Annotated in this window: 19 protein-coding genes; all 19 read right to left on the bottom strand. The window is 35.7% G+C overall.

Features of this window, described 5'->3' with window-relative positions; translation table 11 throughout:
• Position 1: 1 nt before the first annotated feature.
• Positions 2-1,993 carry a type IV secretory system conjugative DNA transfer family protein gene (locus tag AXA65_RS09670; protein ID WP_063969911.1) on the bottom strand — a complete coding sequence of 664 codons (1,992 nt, stop codon included), beginning with the start codon at positions 1,991-1,993 and terminating at the stop codon, positions 2-4.
• 41 nt (positions 1,994-2,034) lie between these two features.
• Positions 2,035-2,904 (bottom strand): DUF4138 domain-containing protein, encoded by an 870-nt coding sequence (locus tag AXA65_RS09665; protein ID WP_063969923.1) that lies wholly within the window; start codon positions 2,902-2,904, stop codon positions 2,035-2,037.
• 4 nt (positions 2,905-2,908) lie between these two features.
• Complete coding sequence (gene traM, locus AXA65_RS09660) at positions 2,909-4,117, bottom strand: conjugative transposon protein TraM (protein ID WP_063969910.1); 1,209 nt, start codon at positions 4,115-4,117, stop codon at positions 2,909-2,911.
• Positions 4,118-4,151: 34 nt separating this feature from the next.
• Positions 4,152-4,505, bottom strand: coding sequence for a hypothetical protein (locus AXA65_RS09655; protein ID WP_063969909.1), 354 nt, complete (start codon positions 4,503-4,505; stop codon positions 4,152-4,154).
• Between the two features lie 2 nt (positions 4,506-4,507).
• Positions 4,508-5,122, bottom strand: a complete 615-nt coding sequence (gene traK, locus AXA65_RS09650; RefSeq protein ID WP_063969908.1) for a conjugative transposon protein TraK — start codon at positions 5,120-5,122, stop codon at positions 4,508-4,510.
• A gap of 18 nt (positions 5,123-5,140) precedes the next feature.
• Positions 5,141-6,376 (bottom strand): hypothetical protein, encoded by a 1,236-nt coding sequence (locus AXA65_RS09645; protein WP_063969907.1) that lies wholly within the window; start codon positions 6,374-6,376, stop codon positions 5,141-5,143.
• A gap of 2 nt (positions 6,377-6,378) precedes the next feature.
• Entirely contained in the window at positions 6,379-7,209 is an 831-nt protein-coding gene (locus tag AXA65_RS09640; protein ID WP_063969906.1) for a hypothetical protein, read from the bottom strand.
• A 5-nt stretch (positions 7,210-7,214) separates the two neighbouring features.
• Positions 7,215-7,880, bottom strand: a complete 666-nt coding sequence (locus tag AXA65_RS09635) for a hypothetical protein (RefSeq protein WP_063969905.1) — start codon at positions 7,878-7,880, stop codon at positions 7,215-7,217.
• 2 nt (positions 7,881-7,882) lie between these two features.
• On the bottom strand, positions 7,883-8,569 hold the full coding sequence (locus AXA65_RS09630; RefSeq protein WP_063969904.1) for a hypothetical protein: 687 nt from the start codon (positions 8,567-8,569) through the stop codon (positions 7,883-7,885).
• Positions 8,570-8,580: 11 nt separating this feature from the next.
• Positions 8,581-9,234: a hypothetical protein gene (locus AXA65_RS09625; RefSeq protein WP_063969903.1), complete on the bottom strand. Its 654-nt coding sequence runs from the start codon at positions 9,232-9,234 to the stop codon at positions 8,581-8,583.
• Complete coding sequence (locus AXA65_RS09620; RefSeq protein WP_063969902.1) at positions 9,221-12,289, bottom strand: TraG family conjugative transposon ATPase; 3,069 nt, start codon at positions 12,287-12,289, stop codon at positions 9,221-9,223. The genes AXA65_RS09625 and AXA65_RS09620 overlap by 14 nt, the downstream gene beginning before the upstream one ends.
• Positions 12,261-12,575 (bottom strand): DUF4133 domain-containing protein, encoded by a 315-nt coding sequence (locus AXA65_RS09615; protein ID WP_063969901.1) that lies wholly within the window; start codon positions 12,573-12,575, stop codon positions 12,261-12,263. The genes AXA65_RS09620 and AXA65_RS09615 overlap by 29 nt, the downstream gene beginning before the upstream one ends.
• Before the next feature lies 1 nt (position 12,576).
• Complete coding sequence (locus AXA65_RS09610) at positions 12,577-12,897, bottom strand: DUF4134 domain-containing protein (protein ID WP_063969900.1); 321 nt, start codon at positions 12,895-12,897, stop codon at positions 12,577-12,579.
• Between the two features lie 123 nt (positions 12,898-13,020).
• On the bottom strand, positions 13,021-13,533 hold the full coding sequence (locus tag AXA65_RS09605) for a hypothetical protein (RefSeq protein ID WP_063969899.1): 513 nt from the start codon (positions 13,531-13,533) through the stop codon (positions 13,021-13,023).
• A gap of 45 nt (positions 13,534-13,578) precedes the next feature.
• Complete coding sequence (locus AXA65_RS09600) at positions 13,579-14,229, bottom strand: ParA family protein (protein WP_063969898.1); 651 nt, start codon at positions 14,227-14,229, stop codon at positions 13,579-13,581.
• Between the two features lie 75 nt (positions 14,230-14,304).
• Positions 14,305-15,789, bottom strand: a complete 1,485-nt coding sequence (locus tag AXA65_RS09595; protein WP_063969897.1) for a relaxase/mobilization nuclease domain-containing protein — start codon at positions 15,787-15,789, stop codon at positions 14,305-14,307.
• Positions 15,786-16,148 carry a hypothetical protein gene (locus AXA65_RS09590; protein WP_063969896.1) on the bottom strand — a complete coding sequence of 121 codons (363 nt, stop codon included), beginning with the start codon at positions 16,146-16,148 and terminating at the stop codon, positions 15,786-15,788. Before AXA65_RS09590 ends, AXA65_RS09595 begins: the two co-directional genes overlap by 4 nt.
• Before the next feature lie 37 nt (positions 16,149-16,185).
• On the bottom strand, positions 16,186-16,509 hold the full coding sequence (locus AXA65_RS09585) for a bacteriophage spanin2 family protein (RefSeq protein ID WP_063969895.1): 324 nt from the start codon (positions 16,507-16,509) through the stop codon (positions 16,186-16,188).
• Positions 16,510-16,565: 56 nt separating this feature from the next.
• Positions 16,566-17,657 (bottom strand): hypothetical protein, encoded by a 1,092-nt coding sequence (locus AXA65_RS09580; RefSeq protein WP_063969894.1) that lies wholly within the window; start codon positions 17,655-17,657, stop codon positions 16,566-16,568.
• Positions 17,658-18,796 lie beyond the last annotated feature (1,139 nt).

The following is an 18,796-nucleotide window of genomic DNA, read 5'->3' as shown; positions in this document are numbered from 1 at the left end:
TTTATGCAGTTTTTATATTTTCGTTCACAATGAGTTCTACTTCTTTATTGATTTTCCTAAAGTTGGTCATCAGTACTTCTTCTTTGCGGTTGTTTCCTTTTTTGTCTACAAAAGAGTAATACGAAGGTATTTTTACATAATTTTTCTCTTCTTCCTGAATGGCTTTCATATCTAAATTTATCTTACCGTTGACTGCGGACGTTTTATATTCCTCAGCATCATTTTCTTCTCCTTGCGCAATCATTCCCACCATTTCTCCTGTTTTCAGAGCCGCAATTTTTCCTGCAGGAATCATATTATCCATTTTTTCATTGATACTTGTGGTCGTTCCCTGCTGTGAAATAGATTGGGAGTATGATTTTTGTTTGATTTTTCCGAATAGTTTCTCTAACCAATCGAGCGTATTTTTGTCTCTAGCAGAACCGGAAAGAATATTTCCAACAATTGCAGAAATGGTGTCCGCCACTTCTTTTTTATAAAATTGTCGAAGTTGTGGAAGTTCCTGAAGCCCCAATAAAACAGCAATCCTATTGCTCCTTGCAGTTGCTACGATGTTATCAATTTTATGAATATAAATCGTAGGAAATTCGTCTGCAATAATTCCTCCCGGTAAATTGTGTTTGGAATTGATCAATCTTAAAGTCCTGTTTAATACCGAAGAATACAATGCAGAATTAATATCCTGTGTTCCCGGGTCTGAAGCCAGAACAATAATGGAAGGATTATCTCTGTCGGTTATCTTTAATTCCACTTCGTCTCCCGAAAACACCCAAAAACTTTCTTTAGTTGCCAATCGGGAAAGGAATATTTTTAAAGTTCCAATCTGTCCTTCCAGCTGATCAAAAGCTTTGTTATCATAAGCTGTTTTGAAGGGCGAAAGCAAAGAGAAAATTTCTTCATTTGTAAAAAGAATATCGAAAATCTCTTTGTAGCTGCGGTTCATGAAGGAAAGAATGTGTGGCAGATCAGAATATTTACCATTTTCGAATGTTGCAAAAAAGTAAATGCAGGACGAAAGGAAATTGATGGCAGATTGGGTAAAGAAAGCTTCAGAGCCTCCTCCTGAACTTGAACCTCCTTTTTGTAAAGAGGATACCATTGATTCTGCCATTTCCTGGGCTTCTGCCAAAGTTTGGATGTACTTTTTATGAAACGGATTTACTCGTTTTGATTTTTCAACTTCATTCAGGTTGATGACGTGAAAATCGTAATCGTAGTCAGATTCTTTACTTTTTTTCAACAAATAATGATAGTATGCAATCTGCGCTAAGTCGGGGAATTTAAAATCGTAGATGCAGAGACAGAAACCTTTTGCAATCATTTGTCTTATGGCAGGATTGATGACTCCGAACGATTTTCCACTGCCCGGTGTTCCGATGACCATCGTTCCTCTAAAAGGATTGATGTTCATCCAACCTTTATTGCTTTTGTTTTTGAAACGGAACAGGTATGGGATGTTGATTGTGACGTCTGAAGTTATCAGTTCTTGATTTTGATCGAAAGATTCTTCCTCTACATTCCATCGGTCTTTTCCCATTTTCTGCTGCATCAGTTTTGAAATGCTGTCTGCTCCTATTTGTAGAATTACGGCTCCTAAGAAAGATAGTACGGCATAAATTACTTGATAGAGATTAAGACCGGGAAATACTTTTGGAAGCTTTGTATTTCCTGCTTCATTTTGCCAAACCAACGATGAAAAAATCATCAGTAATCCTAAAATTATTGGGATAACAATTTCTGTGGCAATATTGAGGTCTTTCTTTTTCTTGGCTTTTGTTCCAATCGCAACTAATCCTATCAAAATCAAGGTTGCAAATTTGGCATTGATAGGTGGATAGATAAAACTCAGCTTTGAAAAATTTTTTAGCAAATTGGAAACCACCGGAACATCAGCATTCAGATAAAAAAGCGAAGCACAGTCCAATGCGACGATTGCATATACAGCTTTTTGTAGAAAGCCGTAGATCTTGATTTGATGTTGTTGTTCTTGCATTTTGTTCTGATTTTTATTTAAGATGAAGGCCGGATTTCGGCTTAGAAAGTATCTGCTTTCAGAATATCTGAATAATTGACTTTCATTTCGATGGTTCGTCCAGAAAGTTGTTCTTCAATGAGACGAATCATCATTACTTTGCTGCTTGGATAAGTGAATTTTTTGAAAACATAAATATTTCTGAAATTTTTCCTGAAATGTGTTTGAGGATTCAGTTGAAAAAGCGGGGTCATATCTACACTTTGGTTGTTGGTGGCCTTATGGATTTTCTTGTCTTCTAAGGAAAATTTCAAATCCTCAATATCGTAGCTTAGATTAGAATTATTTTTAATCGTCATATCAAGAAAGATGTAGTCACTGATGACATATACATTGTTCAGCTGAAAACTGAGTTTTAGATTCTTCTCTTCCCTTATTGGATTTTTCTCAGATTTTTTTTGAATAATATCCATTGCAAATTTTCTCAACTCAAGATTTGAAAATGTCATTTTTTCAAACTCTACAGGTTGCATCGCTTCGGGTTGAATATGGATATTGGTAATTATATTTAAGTTGTCCTGGTTTTTGTACACAACTTTGTACTGTGCGACGAAAGATTGAGCAACAACGGTTATCACTCCGATTTTATCTCCATTAAAAAGAACCGATGGTATTTTTATTTTTCCCTTCTCGTCAGAATCAGGATGGTCGGTTATTTTTATCCTGGCAATATTGGTAGCCGGTAAATCCCCGGTTAATTGTTCGGTTGATAAATCGACGTATTGAATGGGCTCCGGTGAGATAATATGCAGGTTGATCCCGTCCGTAATTTCAATCTCCGGTAAATCGGAAATAATCTGTTCTTTGGTTGCCGTTTGTGCAATCAGTAAGTTTGCTGCGAAAAGTAAAAGGGTGTATAATAAAGTTCTCATTGTTTTATTTTTTTTGTTGGTTTTTTGCATCTTTCAGTTGTTTTTCGTCGATTAAAAAGACATAAGAATTGTACTTCAATTTTGCTTTGTTCTCTTTGATCAGGTTGGCGATTGATTTAGATGTTGATGTAAAAAGGCTGCTTCCAATACTTGAAAAAAATCCTTTTCCGCCCATATCCATCTGTGTTCCTTGAACTGAGTTGCTACCCATTTCCCGCATCATATCTCTAAAAACACTTTGTGGAACGTACAATCCTTTCATCCCGTCAACATCGTAAATGGATAGATTGACCGGATAGATCTCTCCTTTTGTAAAGACCGAAACAATATTGAGATTGACTCTTTGCATTGAAAATCCCGAAATTTGACCATATAGTATAGAACCTTTGCCAATCTTTTTGTTTCCAACAAAGATGTCTTCCAACAATCGAAATCTGATCCTGCTTCCAAGAAAGCCTTTGTTGTTTTCGTCAATGACCGCTTTGATAAAGCTGTTTTCTTTCTCCTTATAGAAAGCATTGAAACCACTATTGATTCCGGATTTGCTCACATTGAAAGTTGAATTAAGAAAATCTTCCATTTTCTCTTTATTGGACTTCAGTTTTTGTTCTGCTGCGAGTTTACTTTGGTACTCAGGATCACGGGATTTTTCTAAAGAATCCATCACGAGCATTTGTTCTTTCAGATATTTTACAGGGTCTGGTTGGACACTTTGTGTCTTTTCTTTAGGTGTATCAGCGTATTTATCTTCCTGGTTTCCGTAGGATTTGTCATTTAGCATTTTGATGATTTCCGAAGACCTGTTGTAATCTTTATCGTCCCTTTGTGATTGATTTGGTTTGTAATAGGAGGATTGATTTCCTTTTGCCTGGTATCCGTTTTGTCTGCTATTGACTGCTTTTAGTGAATCTATTTTTCTTTTTTGCGCTAATGACAACTGGTCATCATAGTTCAATAAACTATCCTCTTCTTTGTCCAATCCACCGAGCATTGTTCTGTTATCCTCTTTTTTGAAGAAAGCATCATAAGCATCATTTTTGCTCATAATAGAATCCTGCGTATCACCCAGTGAAAGAGATAATTCTTTTGGCTTGTCTTTTTCAGAAGTGTCCTCTTTGACAAACTGCGCTCCTACATAGCCGAAAAGAAAAAGAAATGGCAAAGCCAATAGTGGCAAAACATATTTTTTTTCTTTAAAATTTATTTTTTTCATTTATTTTTGATTTTTGTATAAACTGCCTCCGGTGCTACCGGCCATTTTTTAATTTTTGGTATTGGTTGAACAGATAGTCAATTCGTAAGCTGTCTTCTTTTTCAAGAGCGTTTTGGTCTCTTTTTTCTTTTAAAGTTTTCAGTTCGTTCACAATTTTCTCCATCTCTTTATCATTGTTCACAGGTGGATTTTGACTCATCTTACTCTTAGAATAGAGAACCGGAGGCCTTATTTTGAAAGCCGTTTCGGAAGGGAAAAAGATACCTTGAATGAGAGACCCTATAAATGAAACCGACAGTAGAATCATTGAATACGTGAAGAATTTCTTCGGATTTTGAACTGCCCACTGCAGCCATTTCTGACCTTTTTTTTTAAATGTAGTTTCCATTTTTAGTAAGAGTTTTTATTTTGATTGGATAGTTCTTCGTTATTGATGATTCGCCAGTTTTTAAGAATCACGCCGTGAGGATTATTAGGGCTCCGAATGATGTCTTCAAAGAAACCTTCGGTGATGAGCATTCTGGTAATGACAGAAGATTTTCTTGTGATCATCTGTTTTCCGAAAAAGCTAAATTTCTTCTGTTCCATATTGAGTGCAATAGAATCGGTATGGATACTGACCATCGAACTGGACGCGATGATCTGATTGTAAAAACCTTTTTCCTTTAAGTTGGTATATTCTTTTTTCCCGCTGTCATCAATGAGATATAATGACTTTTGAATATTATCCTTGATATAGGTATCATCTGGAGCGAGTGTGAAAAACAGTCTGTGGAAAAGTTCTATCTGCGCTTTGTATTCAACAGGTCGGTTGAGAAGTACGTCCGTTTGCTTGGCAAGAACCGGAACCCCATTATCTAAAATGTAAATGGATCTTCTGGAATCCTCGATCATTCTGTACGCAAAGAAAAATCCTGCAATGACAATGAAAACAGCAAAGGCAATGGTTGAGATTGAAATGACCTTGTTGATTTTAATTCTTTGTTCTATGTTTTTAATAAGCATTTATGGTAATTTTTGAGATTATTTTCCGTTTTTCATCGCTTCCTTAACTCTTCCCGAAGCTGAGCCTGCTGCTGCACTCGCTGCGACAGAAGCTCCTCCTGTTTTAGCCGCCAATATTGCTGTTTTGGCACTGCTTGCTATTTTTCCTGCTGCATTTTTCATTTTGGTCATTGATCCTGCTCCTCCCGCAGAAACAATACTGTCTGCAATAGTTGGAGTCATTAAAACTCCGATTCCTGTAACCACATAGGCAACACACGTAAACAGCTGATTGTAGATCATTCCCGAATTACTCACATAGACCATCAAAGCGTCTAAGTTGGTAATGGTTCCGTTGGATAAAAGCGTATCGTACCTTTCTATCTCCATTGTATACCCTGAAGCAATTAATTGCTGACCAATGTTGATGATGGTGTAGGCAACAAAAGTGTACAAGTTAATATTGATGAACTTAGACACCCAGCTATATAAAGAGCTTTCAAATCCAGGTACAAGAGCCATCCCAACGGCTATCGGGCCTAAAATAATCAGGATGTAAGCCCATATTTTTTGAATGAAGAAAATGAGATAAACACAAATCCTCAGAACGGAAAGACAAACAAACTCAATGAGTTCTGCCACTAATTTCTGCATTTGGAATTCCATTCTTATCTGCCATTCTTTTATGGGCTGAATGAGTTTATCCAATCCCTCACTGATATCAAACCATGAATCATCTGCATCTTCAGTAGTATTTTCAATAACTTCCTGTTTGGCATCTTCTTCCGCTTTCAGCTTTATAACGGCATCTAATAATTGCTGTTGCTTTTTAAATCTCTCGACCCGCAAATCATTGACTTCTGATTCGATCTCACTGAAAATTGATATTCCGGGTTCGGCAATCGCCTCAAATGGCGCTTGAATCATATTGACAAATCCGCTCCAATAAACAAGTGTAAATCCGATAAGAATTGGTTTCAGCATTGGGGTGATTTCCCATTCTCTATCTCCTGCTGCCATTTGCCAACCCATATATCCGAGGTACATAAGAGCGCCTAATCCGCCTATCGCTTTTCCTATCAAAGCAGATCCTGCTGCGCTATCTTGTACACTATTATCTAATTTGGTAAAAACCTCCATAAACCATTTTTCAAAGGCGCCATCTCCTTTTAAAAATTGGAGTAGATTACTGTAATCGTCGTCTGTTTGGGCGAAACCCATGACAGGCAGTAGAATTGCGAATACGCAAAAAGTTACGGTTATCGTTTTATTCATTTTTAATATCGGTGTTTATATTGGCTCATCACATTGTGAACGATCTGCTGGTCTGAAGCAGGTATCCATCCCGGTGGTAAGGCATAATTTGAATGGTTTTTCAAAATATTTTTATAATCTGTAAGAAGTGTTGTCTTATTATTGTGCTTCCTTAATTCCGTTACAAATTTTCTCCATTTGATAAGGGTTTCGTGGTACATAATGAATCGTTTTCCCCTTGGCATATCCATACTTCTCGACATTGAATATTTTTCTTTGATGAGATCCAATTCTTCCTGAAGTCTTCTTATGGTGCCTGTTGAGCTGAGTGTTTCAAACGTTTGTTGGTCTTTCAGTCGCCATTCTTGAAAATTTTGAGGTGTATCGGAGAATTCGGTAATTGGTTTTAGCATTCGTTTGTAATACAATAACCATAGAGGGTCTGCATCAACAGTAGCAGAAGTCCAATGGGCAAAATCCTGAACACTTCTTTTATGAATAGTGTCTGAAGCTGCTTTTATTTTTTTAGCTTCTTCCTCCTGAAATTTTAATTGAGCGAATCTTTGATTTTGCACGCCTGAAGGTTTTAATGGTCTGATGTCTTCGCCATCTTTATAATCCCTGTTAATTTTCGGAGCCCACATTCCCCAAACCGTAGCGTAGGCGAAATTGGTTTGAATGCCTAAAAAATATTTTGGGTAGGGTCTCCAATCTCCCCAATCTTGAAAGACCATTCTTTTATGCTGGGCAACAATGGAAGGGTCATTCAATCTCTTTACACTTAATTGTCCAAACACAGTGGTTGCAAGCAAGAGGAACTGAAATAAGCTTATTTTCCTCAGTAGATTTTCCATAATTTTTAATTAAAGATGTAGTGGTATTTTGTGATAATGTCTCCGACAATGGCTCTGTCAATATTGATGTAATTACGGAGAACCGGAACCTGATACAGATAAGGGATTTTCTTGGCATTCTCCAATCGTAGATTGATGTACAGAATATTTCCGTTGATGTTTCTGACACGGGTAAATATCTTTTCAATAAGCATTTCCCTATCCATTGCATCCATCAAAAAATCTTTGTCTTCATTGAGAATGTCCTGGGTAACTTCTTGTTGAAGCTTCATCGTCTGCTTCCCGATTTCAACATAATATTTTGAAATGAGTACAGAATATTCAGGATGCTGTGTGGATAGATCCAGCATCTTATTGGAGTTCGTCACTATTTTACCCAAATACTGATAGAGATAAATGAGTTTTTTACTCTGGGTCAGGGCTGAATTCACATTCTTCAACTGCTGATAGATATACTCCTGGATGGCTATGATCTGCGTAATTTTATTGTTGACATCATCATACAGTTCTTTTTGCTTTTTATATGAATCCAGAAAAGTTTGCTCACTTCCTAATCGGACGCCGTGGTTTACGGTAATTTGTGACAGAAGTTTGTCGTTGATAACTATTTGCTGGCTATTAACAGTGATTCCTGAAAATACCACAATTCCAATGGTCATTAATTTCTTCATTTCTAAAAGGATTTGATGTGACTCATTATGTTCTCAACCACTTGCTTATCTCTGTTGACATAATATTGAAAGGCTCTTTTGTTGCGTTTTATCTTGGCTTTAATATCCCTTATCTTCAAAAGCATATGCGTGGAATTCCTGCTCAATGTTTTTACTTCGCCCAAAGCATATTCTAATAACACTTTACGTTCTGATTTTTCCATTTGGTTAATGGCTCCGTAAGACAAAATGATCCCGGTTACAAGCCGTGTTACCATTTGCAGATCATCAACAAACTGAACCTGAGAAGGCAAAACAGCTATAATGGAATAAGGAGCATCGTTTATCTCATTGATAGTGGCGGTCTGATTGTTTGTTATCTTCGTTATTTCCCTGCTCATTGTAATTCCGGTTGGTATAGCTTGAATGGCAAATGAAACAATTCGCAATCTGTCCTGAACTTTGGTAATCTTATCTTTGAACTGGTTCCATTGGGCTCTGTTGGCAGTTTCTACGGTAGCATTTGCTGTTTGTTTTTGTCGCATTTCTTTTTGCCTGTCGTGTTCTTTCATCGTGGCATTGATCTCTATATCCATCATCGGAAAGGAAACATTTTCCTGTTGCCAAGCTGGTGTAGAGCCACCACCGGAGGATGTCAACACAAAATAAACAGCGGGAATAAATAGGCTGAAAAGAATTCTTTTTTTCATAATAGAAAAAATTAAAAATTCCGTTTGTACCTGTTCATTATGTTTTCAACAATCCCTTTATCGGTATTGATGTACCCTGCAAATGGATTAATAGAATTCCAGAATCCTAATCGGTTTGCTTTTTCTAATCGCAGTTTGATTGCTAAAAGCCAAAGCTTCAGATTTTTCACATTACCGGAAATATTATGCAAAATTTTATATCGGTCTCCTGCAGTAGCCAGATTCAGCTCTCCGGAGGCTAGAATATCAGAAACGTCGGTCACTATTTTCAGACTTTGCTCATACGTTTTTTGTGAAGCTTTCACCCCAAAAATGGCATACTCAGGATGTTCTGATGCTAGTTGTACCACTTGTGATGAATAATTGTAGCATTTATTAAGTTCAGTGTAGATCTCCTGTGCCTGAATTCCATTTTGCAATGTGCCGGAAACCTCTTTTAAACCCTTCAGAATTTTATTTTGGATGTCATTGGCTGCTACCATTTGAGTTCCCACCCAGGTCTGTGCGTCCTTTAATTTTGAAGTTTCCTCAATGACTTCATTCTGTTTAGCTTTTAGATTTTCAGAATAAAAAATCATCGCAGCCGTTACCGTTGGATCAATGTAAGTGTTTTGCGAATAAAGAAAACTTCCAAAAAATAAAAATAAAATGCTATACTTTTTCATATTGTTGCTTATTGATTAATTCTGAAAAACTGATATTTCGGTCTTCTAATTCCTGTGAGATGATTTTAAAAACATTCTTCCCTTTGTGTTCTTTTTTCATTCTTCTGTAGAAAGAATTGATTTTATCATCCAATGGATTTTGATATAGGTTCACCAGTGATACCAAGTTTTCCAGACTGTCTCCGAAGGTTTTGAGATCACCAACTATTCTGCGCAATGCTTCATCATAGTCGCCATATTGATGTACGTAATACTCCACTGCTGACTTTTCTGGTTTTTCTGTGGTATAGGTTAGATATTGCTCCAATGAAACCTCATTTCCATACACCTCTCCTTTTGAACCTCGTTTTAAGTAAAATTCTTTGAATCGGCTGCGCCCGAATTTGTTGTTGAGATTGTTGATGGTAAAAATCTTGTTTTGCTCTACTTTATTGAGAGAAAGCAATGATGCGATTTTATCAAAGTTGTCTTTGAATTTGGTTTGGTCAAGCAAAATGAATGTATCCGAGTTGTTGATGATACTGTCTTTTACGACAGCATTGCCAATAATATCATCCAGTTCCTGCGTTACCACTACTGCTTCTCCCCAAAATTTCCTCACCGTTTTATATAAATAAAGGATGTAGCCTCCCATCAGTTTACTTGCGATAGCCTTCCAAGCCTCTTCAATTATTAAGGCTTTTCTACGGTCTTTTCTAAGGCGCATTTTCTGAATAAAAGTGTCCATAATAATGAGTGTGACAATCGGAAACAGTTTCGGATTGTCCTTTACATTATCAATTTCAAAGACGATGAATGATTCGTCGAATAGCGTATTGTCTGCGCTTTCATTTAAAGTCGTTCCGTACCTTCCGCCTTTGTAAAAATCTTTCAGGACAAACAAAAAAGTACGCAGATTGAATTCCTTTTCTTTGATATTGTGTTTTTTATTATTCAGGTAAATCGGAAGAAATTGATCGCAATAATCATAAAAGCCATTGAACGAAAGTTCTGTTACCACCAGCTTTTCTTCTAGTTCTTTTATTTTTCTGATAATGGCTTTTCTAAAGGATTCATTCCAGTCTGCAGCTGATCTTGGTTGCCTGATGATGTCATTGGATTTTATAAGAATCACCTGTGTCTCATTGTATATTTTTCTTCTTTCTTCATCGTTCAGCGTGTCATACGCTTCATACACTTTATAGAAATTCTCACTTTCATATTCCGGATTATTGATATTCTTATCGGGATGATAAAATTTCAACAATTTTCTTCCCGCTTCTTTTATTTCATCGGAACTGGCATCGAAAGTAATTCCCAAAATATCATAGTAAGTATGCTGTCCTTTGGCTTCGTTTTCATATTCAGAAAAAAGATCATCTTCGTGAATGTTATACTTACCCAGATATAAAATGAGTTCTTCAGAAGTTTTATTTTCGTACCACGGCTTTCCCGAGTTGAAATACTGATGGTAATATGACATCAACACATTATCTAAAATGGATTTTTGTGCGGAAGACATTGAAGAATCCGGACCTTGCCAGATCAGGAAAATCAGGTTGGTTAAAAATTCTATTTTTTCAATATTAAATTCTTTCTTATCCATCAAAAAGGGATTCATCGTGATTGGTTTCTCTTCTGTGTATTGGATGTATCTTCCTTCCTTATATTTGCACGTTCCTGAGTAGGAATCCCCGGTATCAACAATCACTACATCATAATTGTAAGTCAAATACTGCTCGATAATATTGTTCATCAGGAATGACTTGCCTGATCCGCTGGGTCCTAAAACAAACTTATTTCTGTTATTAATTCTTCCTGTTTTCATCGGTAAATCCGAAGGATCTACTTTTAGCGGAACGCCTTGTCTATCCGTAAATCTCAGGTAGAAATTGGATTCTTCATTGACGGGGTAACTTTCTTTAAAAAAAAAACACAAGGCCGCTTCGCTTGTCGTCATAAATAAATCGTATTCCCTGAGTTCTGTTCCATTTCCAGGAATGGCTGATCGCCAAAGTTCCAATTGGTTGTAGGCATTTTTAGAAACAATGATTCCTTTTGTGAACAGTTTATTTTCTATCATCGACTGAATATTTTCCATTTTCTCCAGAGTTTCTGCTGAAAAAAGGATGGAAAAATGAGCATTGACGACGAGCTGTCCATCGGTTGCAATGTTGTGAAGCAGTGTCTGAATTTCATCTGCTATAATGGCGTTGGACGGAGAATTATTAGCTGCACCTTCGTGTTTCTTCTTTTTTTTGTCAAGTTCCCTTTGCTGTTGTGCCTGAAGCGGAATGGAAATGATCTGATTGTAGACAATAGTTTCGTAGTCTTCCAGTTCATTGATAAAACTAAAATTGTCTACTGCTGTTTCAGCAGCTGCACCATTACCTCCCAGAAAGGAATACGGTTCTATTTCTGAAGGCAGATCAATGTTTTCTACATCCACGTAAGAGATGTTTTTAACAAACCTGTTTCCTATTTGCAAAAATTCGTTGTTGCTTTTTATATTATCAAATGTTGGAGATTCGGTAAACTGCATCGACAAAACTCCGGAAATGTAGTATTCGAAATCTTTCTCAAATAAAAACTCAGGTTCAAAATTATTCTGTTTCAAAAGCATCAATACTTTCTGGCATTTGTCCCTTAATTCCTTATAGCTTTTATCCGAAAAATGATAATGCTTCATTTTCCTTTTCAGCTTATCATCGATGATATCGGTAAAAAACAGAACTGTTTCAATGGTTTTGAAAAGCCTGCCGTCAAAATGTTCCGAATATTTCTGTTGCAGAAACTGGTTGGATTGCTCTGCACTGTATTTTTTCTTGGAGAAAATATCAAGCTTCTGAACAATTCTCCCCTCTCCAATTATCGATACCACCTGATTTAAAACCGTGTGGAAGTTGAGATAGCTATCCGGGTCTGCAGAATACTGTTCTACAATATTTTTTATCTTGATCCCGATAATAGGATTCCCATACTGTCCGAAAAGAACATCAAAATCCCAATTGAAATCCTTTCCATAATCATAGCCGATAAAAGGAATGCTAAATGCCTGTTTCTTTGTTGTTGCCATTCTTTAAAAGTTTATTACTGTCTAACCTTTTTGGAAAAATTAAAATCTGATCGAAGTTTTTGGTTTTGTCATACAGACCATATTTGTCCTGTCTTTTGAAGATGAAATAAACACCTCCCGCAGTGATTGCAAGACCTAGTAAAGAACCTAAGAGACCGAACTTTGAAAGTATTAATGATGCAATGACTCCACCTCCGATGACTCCGACGGCGTACAAGATGTATTTCCCTTTTAGTCCGAAAAACACAAGGGGTTTTTTAAGCCCCTTGTAAAGATAAAATCCCATATTAGGCAAAGAATGCTGTTACGAATTCCGGAACTACAAGCAGGAAGATCATTGCACCTCCATAACCAAGAATCTCTTTATTGACATCCTGGTCGCCATTCGTCCATTTGTTATACACTCGAAGACCTCCAATGAAACCTACCAATCCTCCCACTGCTTTCAGGATCAGCTTGACCGGATCCCAATAATCCGTGATATCACTTGCTGCGTTGGAGATTGCTGTGGCACCTCCCTGGGCAAAAGCAGGAGTTACTGCCAGGACTATGAGAAAAGCAGTTATAGCTTTTTTCATCACACGTTGTTTTTTGAATTTTTGATTCATAAATAAAGAGATTTTAATAGGTGAAAAAATGGATTGGTTGTTGAATTTTAGACATAGCTTAGGCTGTATCGAAATTTTAAATCGTTGTTTATAAGTACATTAAATTATTTCAGTAATTTAGGACTACATAGTGGATTGGTACGTTTTGTATCCATCATTGTTGGCAATGAGCTGCACACTGGTTTCTGCCAGATTAAGCATTTGATGCCATTTGTCTTTATTTGATTTCTGAATGGAGGAAGCAGATTCCATTTGAACAGAACTTTGAATATCTTCGTTCTTTGAAGGAAAATCTTTTGTATTTTCAGTTTTATTTTCCACAGGTTCATCCAGATCTTGCTCAGATTCAAATTTTTCCCTTAGATACTCCAAATCTGGTCTTTCATTTTTTCCTTCAATTTTATCGAAACGAATTGGATTTTTATTAAAGGATTTGGGAGTGTTGAGATTTTCTACATCTTCAATCCCAATATTCATAGCAGAAGCTTCATACTGTTCGGAAATTTCGGACAATGAAAATTCCTCCGTCTCTTCTTTATAAGTTTCTCTTTCTTTTTTGAGAAACAGGTCATATAAGATATTACCTGCATAATAAATCAGATAAACAGCCAGTATGCAAAGTGATATTTTTATCATATTTTCAGAAATTATAGAGATTAATACTTAGGTCTATTTTTTATTTCAAAGGGTAATCCTCAATGTTTGATTAATATATTCTATAAATTCATCGAAAGATCTTCTTACCCCGTATTTTTGTTCATAGGTCAGCTTTCTGGTATCAATCTTTTGCAGGCAATTCTTTTTGAATACCGGATTTTCCAATAGCATTCCGAATTTTTTCAGCTCAACGTCCATTCCTTCCTGATTCAGATACTTGTAGCCTTTATCATATTTGGAACGGATAAATACTCTTTCAGCCTCACTTTCCAATAGTCCCAGCATATTGATAAAGACCAAGGTGGACTTGACTGAAACATCTGAATATTCAAACGGGATCACGATAAAATCGCTGTATATTAACAGATCGCTGTATTTTGCATCGAGTGTTCCCGCCAAGTCGAACAGGTTTATCTCATCGCTATCTTTTAAATTAATGAGTGTCTCAAAGTCTGCAAATGGCTGTTGGTCATCATCGCCAATAATTTCTACCTCATACAACTTCGGACTTTCCGATAATTCATCATCTTTCCATTTGTAGTAAAATGATTTCTGATAATCAAAATCGAAAACATTCAGTTTTCTTTCCGAAATTGCCGAAATGTAATTGGCAAAAGCGATGGCTAATGTCGTTTTTCCGGTTCCTCCTTTTTGTGTGGCAAACGTTATGATCATTGGGCTTAGTTGATTTTTTTATCTGATTGTTGTTGGACTGAAGATGATTTTTCCATCAACCGGCAACCATCAATATTATCGTCTTTTTTTGCGTCTTTTCTTGAGTTCATTTTCGGCAGGGTCTTTTGCCGTTCCTGAACTTTTCAATAATTCAAATAACAGTTCGTTTACAGCTTTGCTTAGTTCGTTCCTTTCATTATTTTCAGTTCGGTTTTCATTTGCTTGTATCGGATTCTGCAATTTTTGATATTCCTTTTCTCCAATTAATGATTGTAGCTCTCCGATATAATGGAACCGCGTATGAACCGCATACAGCTTTCTGTCCTCGCCTTTGGTAATTGAAATATTTTTTTCATCATTTGTGTTTTTTTTATTTTTAATGAAATCCTTGACTTCAAACTGAACTTTTCGATAGGTTTCCAAATCTTTCTTCCCTCTGTTTTCAAAAAGCATAAAGTCCTTGATTTTTGTTTCCGGATTATTCTTATTAAAAAATTCAATCAGGAGCTTTTTTGTTTCTTGGCTGCGAATATTATAATCCTTGAGTATTTCAAAAGTCTTCTTATCTAGCTTGTAAGAAGTAAATTCAAATACTTCATTCATTTTCAGAATGTCACTTCCTTTATATACTTTTCCTGTTTTGTGGTCGATTAAAGTGTACCCAAAAGGATTTTTATCTTCTTTATGATGAAAAACCATATCGATCCCGAAAACATCCCTCAGCTTTTTTTGAATTTCACTTTCATAGGTGATTTTTACTTCAGAATCCTTACCTCTTTTTCTTTCCGATTTTTCTTTTGGAAGCATTGATTCATTTTTTCTATCATCTACAACTTTAAAAACCTTGGAAGAATACAATTCTTTGTATTTGCTTATTATTGCTTTGATCTGTTTTGCCCTTTTATCATTTTTGCTGTTATCAAAAACAATCTGATCCCCTCTAATAGATTTTTGGGGTACTCCGTTTTTTAAAATGTTTAAAAAATTTTCATCACTTGTGTTTTTGCCTATCTTGTAACCATTTCTGCCTAGTAAAGTTTCCAACTGACTGAGCGAACTTATTTTGTAGTTCAGCAGTCTTTCCAGTTCTTCTTCCGGTTTCTGGCCATACAATTTTTCCATTGTTACGCTTAATGCTTTTTGTGCTTTAAGCTTTTCATAACTGTCATTGATCTTCTTGCCTGTCTGTTTATCAACCCTGGTAGAAACTATGTGTACGTGATTATTATCTGTATCCTTATGAAAAACCACAATGAATGGCTGTTCGCCATATTTCATCTTGTCCATAAAACTATCCGCAATCTTAGTCAGTTCTTCCTTCGAATGTCCTTGAAATTTTGTAGAGAGCATCGCGTGAAATTGAGGCTTCAATATTTTTTTATTCCCGATCGAAATAGCTCTCAAATAATTTTTTACTTCTACTTTACTGCTTGATTCGTTGATAAATGAAGGAAAATTTTTCATCAGCATTAATTCTCCGGTTCCGTAATCTATTTTCTTGTCGTTATAATTAACTGCGTGAAAACTGACACCTGCCGGATTCATAATCTTAACAATCATCTTGATAGCCTTGCATAGATTTTTGTAAAGATTTCGTTCTGTTCTTTTTTCAGAATGATGATCTCTGATAACTTATCTGAAAAATTGCTGAGTTCACTTTCGCTGATAAACTTCTGACCATTTGCTATTTTTGCAACCTGATTGATATTATTTTCAATTTTCCCAAAGATGTTATCCTGCTTTTCCATGAACTCCAATATTTCTCTCCTCTCATCATTTAAAATCCTGTTCTCAACAGAATCGATTATTAAACTGGTCAATGAAATTCGTTTTTTGGAACATATCATTTTCCAATATTTCTTTTTTTGACTCTTGATCCTGAACAAAATCACTTCATCTTTTGCTTCATCAGTATTCATCTTTCAAATTCAAATTTGATTTTCTAAATGTTGTTTTTTATATTGGAACAAATATGACCGCTGCAATTGCCATAATACCCACAACAATGGAACTGACGACTTTTACTTTTTTCACTTCCCTGATTTGTTGTTTATCAATTGATATAAAATCTCCTTTTTTGGAAATGCCATAAATATTTTTACCATCAACTGATGTAATTTTTATTTTATTAATTTTTGCAGTGAAATCTTGAATTTCGTATTTCTGATTTAATTCTAAAGAATTATCTTCTAATGGCTTGCCCGGATTGGCAATAATAGATTTACAGGATGAGAGAGACATACAAATAACCAGGATAATGAGTTTGAAATAGATTGTCATTGTTCTGTTTTTTTAGATTATGAAATGCTTGGTAGAAGTCTTTTATTACATTGATCTTACGGTATTACCCAACTCGCTACTCCATTCACACTTTTCAGAATATACGTTCCGGTCGAGGGAGGGTTAGGAACTGTCTCTGTTGCAAAACCAAATGAGCCATCAGCTTTGGTAACTACTTTTTTTGTATAGGATGAATCTCCGTCTGCATTGGGCATTTGGGAAGGTGTAACGCTTAGCTTGCCATTGATATTTAACCATCTCTCAGAAAAATCCCCCGAAATCAAAGCAAATCTGTAATCCGTATAATTGTTCGTGATACTATCCCAAAAGCTGGTTGAACTTGTTGTAACGGGGGTTGAATGTATAGCAAGTTTATTACTTACACTTCTGTTTCCTGTGGCTGGACTGCCTGCACCAATACCAATAAAAATATTGTTAGATCCTGTACGATTTCCCGTACCTGATAGATAGCCAATTGATATATTGTCGTTTCCTGAAGTGATGTAGGACATAGCACCCGGTCCAATTCCAACATTTCTACTTCCTGAGATTATTCCGTTTGCAATACCATTCAATGCCGAAACGCCTGCACCGTAGTTAAGTTTACCTGTAACTTCCCCTTGAGACATTGCATAGGAATTTGCTGAATTTCCCTTTCCCGACGTTATATTTGAATCTGAAGCATTAATAGAATTGTAGTCACCGGTGATCGGACTCCTAGAACTTCCTAATATGTAATTTTCTTTCTCATCAAAATTAAGATGCAGATTGTTCTTGACAACAAGTTCAGTTGTAGAAGTGTGGCCCCTGAGTGCGACTGTATTTAACGTGTCTTCTTGTAAGAAGGACTTCCATAGATCACCATCAAAATAATACAATCCGGATTTTGTGATATTAACTACCTGGGCTGATAAATTAGTGGCCGGAGATGTTACAAAGACGACAGCTCCTTTTTTTGCAGATGAATATGTTTTTGCAGCGAGTTGGTTTCCTGTAATTCGTGGAGGAATAATTCCGTCATAATGATTGGCATCATTTGGTTTTCCTACCACTTCTAAAGTCGCTTCCGGATTTTGGGTATTGATACCGACCTGCCCTTGGATTGATACTACTATTAATGCTAGTAGAAGATGACTCAATTTTTTCATTAGTATTTTGATTAAAAATTCTGTGACAAAATTGGGTGTTAAAACCTTCTAAAACAATAGTATTCAAGGGGTTTAGGCTGAATAGAAGTAATTTGGATTAGTCTAGAAACTACCGGGGATTAAAAAAGAATAATATGAATTAATTTGGATTCTTATACCAAAATTTAATGAAAAACAAAAAAACAAGTTCCGCAGTTTTTTCCCCTTTTTGAAAAAAAGGCAAGATCGTCTTTGGATATAAAACTTGAAAAGTTTGTATATACAAAGACACATCTTGCAAAATAAAGTATGCAAATTTCACAGGTTTAAAAATGCCGATGGAGTAACATTTATTACATAAAAAAAGATGCTTTAAAAGATAAAAAGCAAAACAGTCGAACAAATTCTCGTAGCTGTATCTATTTTACACAGGTTAAAATGATACGTGTAATATCTTGCACAGTTGCATCCATCGACCTGTAGCTATTTTACTCATCCTTTAGAATATAGTAGCATTCTATATATCATCATAACTTGTATTCATTTTCCACAGGTTTTATGATTACTTGTAGTTATTTTACACACCTTAGCAAATTAATACGGTAGATTTACACAGGTTTTGATCGATGATGTAGAAATTGTTCTGTTTATAAATAAGGTCATATTCCTTAAAACAACGAAGCAATTCTGTGATAGGAATTTCTTAATAATATTTTGAAATTAAAAAGACCAATAAAAAAATAAATCCGCAAGCTCTTTTCAAAAACAGACACGGAATTGACAAGGCAATGATTTTGAAATGTGCTTGCTCCGCCTTGGCAAAAAAGCGTTTTCGACCATAGGAAGAAATTGCAATTTGCAGTTGTTTAGGATCCCACAATAATTTAAGACATTATTAGCGATTTATCGACTAATTGTAAATATTTAGTTTTTTAATTGAGTAAACTTTTGAGCAATTTTAGTCTAACTAAATTATCGTTTTACATTACTTCTTTAAAAAATTAAATCTTTTTAACTAAACCGGAATGTTTGTATGAATAATAGCAAGAAGTCTTATCCCAACAGGATTTAGGAGCGTCTAAAAATAGGATTTCAAATTTTGCATTTGGAAGATGAGGTTTGATAATGTCAAATTAATACTTAACCCGTAGTGCATTATA

Source organism: Chryseobacterium sp. FP211-J200 (genome assembly GCF_001643375.1).
Taxonomy (GTDB): domain Bacteria; phylum Bacteroidota; class Bacteroidia; order Flavobacteriales; family Weeksellaceae; genus Epilithonimonas; species Epilithonimonas ginsengisoli.
This window is presented reverse-complemented; position numbering and strand designations above follow the sequence as displayed.

Excerpts from the sequence above, each read along its gene's own strand:
- AXA65_RS09670 (WP_063969911.1), bottom strand. The coding sequence starts at position 1,993 with ATGCAAGAACAACAACATCAAATCAAGATCTACGGCTTTCTACAAAAA.
- AXA65_RS09665 (WP_063969923.1), bottom strand. The coding sequence starts at position 2,904 with ATGAGAACTTTATTATACACCCTTTTACTTTTCGCAGCAAACTTACTG.
- traM (WP_063969910.1), bottom strand. The coding sequence starts at position 4,117 with ATGAAAAAAATAAATTTTAAAGAAAAAAAATATGTTTTGCCACTATTG.
- AXA65_RS09655 (WP_063969909.1), bottom strand. The coding sequence starts at position 4,505 with ATGGAAACTACATTTAAAAAAAAAGGTCAGAAATGGCTGCAGTGGGCA.
- traK (WP_063969908.1), bottom strand. The coding sequence starts at position 5,122 with ATGCTTATTAAAAACATAGAACAAAGAATTAAAATCAACAAGGTCATT.
- AXA65_RS09645 (WP_063969907.1), bottom strand. The coding sequence starts at position 6,376 with ATGAATAAAACGATAACCGTAACTTTTTGCGTATTCGCAATTCTACTG.
- AXA65_RS09640 (WP_063969906.1), bottom strand. The coding sequence starts at position 7,209 with ATGGAAAATCTACTGAGGAAAATAAGCTTATTTCAGTTCCTCTTGCTT.
- AXA65_RS09635 (WP_063969905.1), bottom strand. The coding sequence starts at position 7,880 with ATGAAGAAATTAATGACCATTGGAATTGTGGTATTTTCAGGAATCACT.
- AXA65_RS09630 (WP_063969904.1), bottom strand. The coding sequence starts at position 8,569 with ATGAAAAAAAGAATTCTTTTCAGCCTATTTATTCCCGCTGTTTATTTT.
- AXA65_RS09625 (WP_063969903.1), bottom strand. The coding sequence starts at position 9,234 with ATGAAAAAGTATAGCATTTTATTTTTATTTTTTGGAAGTTTTCTTTAT.
- AXA65_RS09620 (WP_063969902.1), bottom strand. The coding sequence starts at position 12,289 with ATGGCAACAACAAAGAAACAGGCATTTAGCATTCCTTTTATCGGCTAT.
- AXA65_RS09615 (WP_063969901.1), bottom strand. The coding sequence starts at position 12,575 with ATGGGATTTTATCTTTACAAGGGGCTTAAAAAACCCCTTGTGTTTTTC.
- AXA65_RS09610 (WP_063969900.1), bottom strand. The coding sequence starts at position 12,897 with ATGAATCAAAAATTCAAAAAACAACGTGTGATGAAAAAAGCTATAACT.
- AXA65_RS09605 (WP_063969899.1), bottom strand. The coding sequence starts at position 13,533 with ATGATAAAAATATCACTTTGCATACTGGCTGTTTATCTGATTTATTAT.
- AXA65_RS09600 (WP_063969898.1), bottom strand. The coding sequence starts at position 14,229 with ATGATCATAACGTTTGCCACACAAAAAGGAGGAACCGGAAAAACGACA.
- AXA65_RS09595 (WP_063969897.1), bottom strand. The coding sequence starts at position 15,789 with ATGATTGTTAAGATTATGAATCCGGCAGGTGTCAGTTTTCACGCAGTT.
- AXA65_RS09590 (WP_063969896.1), bottom strand. The coding sequence starts at position 16,148 with ATGAATACTGATGAAGCAAAAGATGAAGTGATTTTGTTCAGGATCAAG.
- AXA65_RS09585 (WP_063969895.1), bottom strand. The coding sequence starts at position 16,509 with ATGACAATCTATTTCAAACTCATTATCCTGGTTATTTGTATGTCTCTC.
- AXA65_RS09580 (WP_063969894.1), bottom strand. The coding sequence starts at position 17,657 with ATGAAAAAATTGAGTCATCTTCTACTAGCATTAATAGTAGTATCAATC.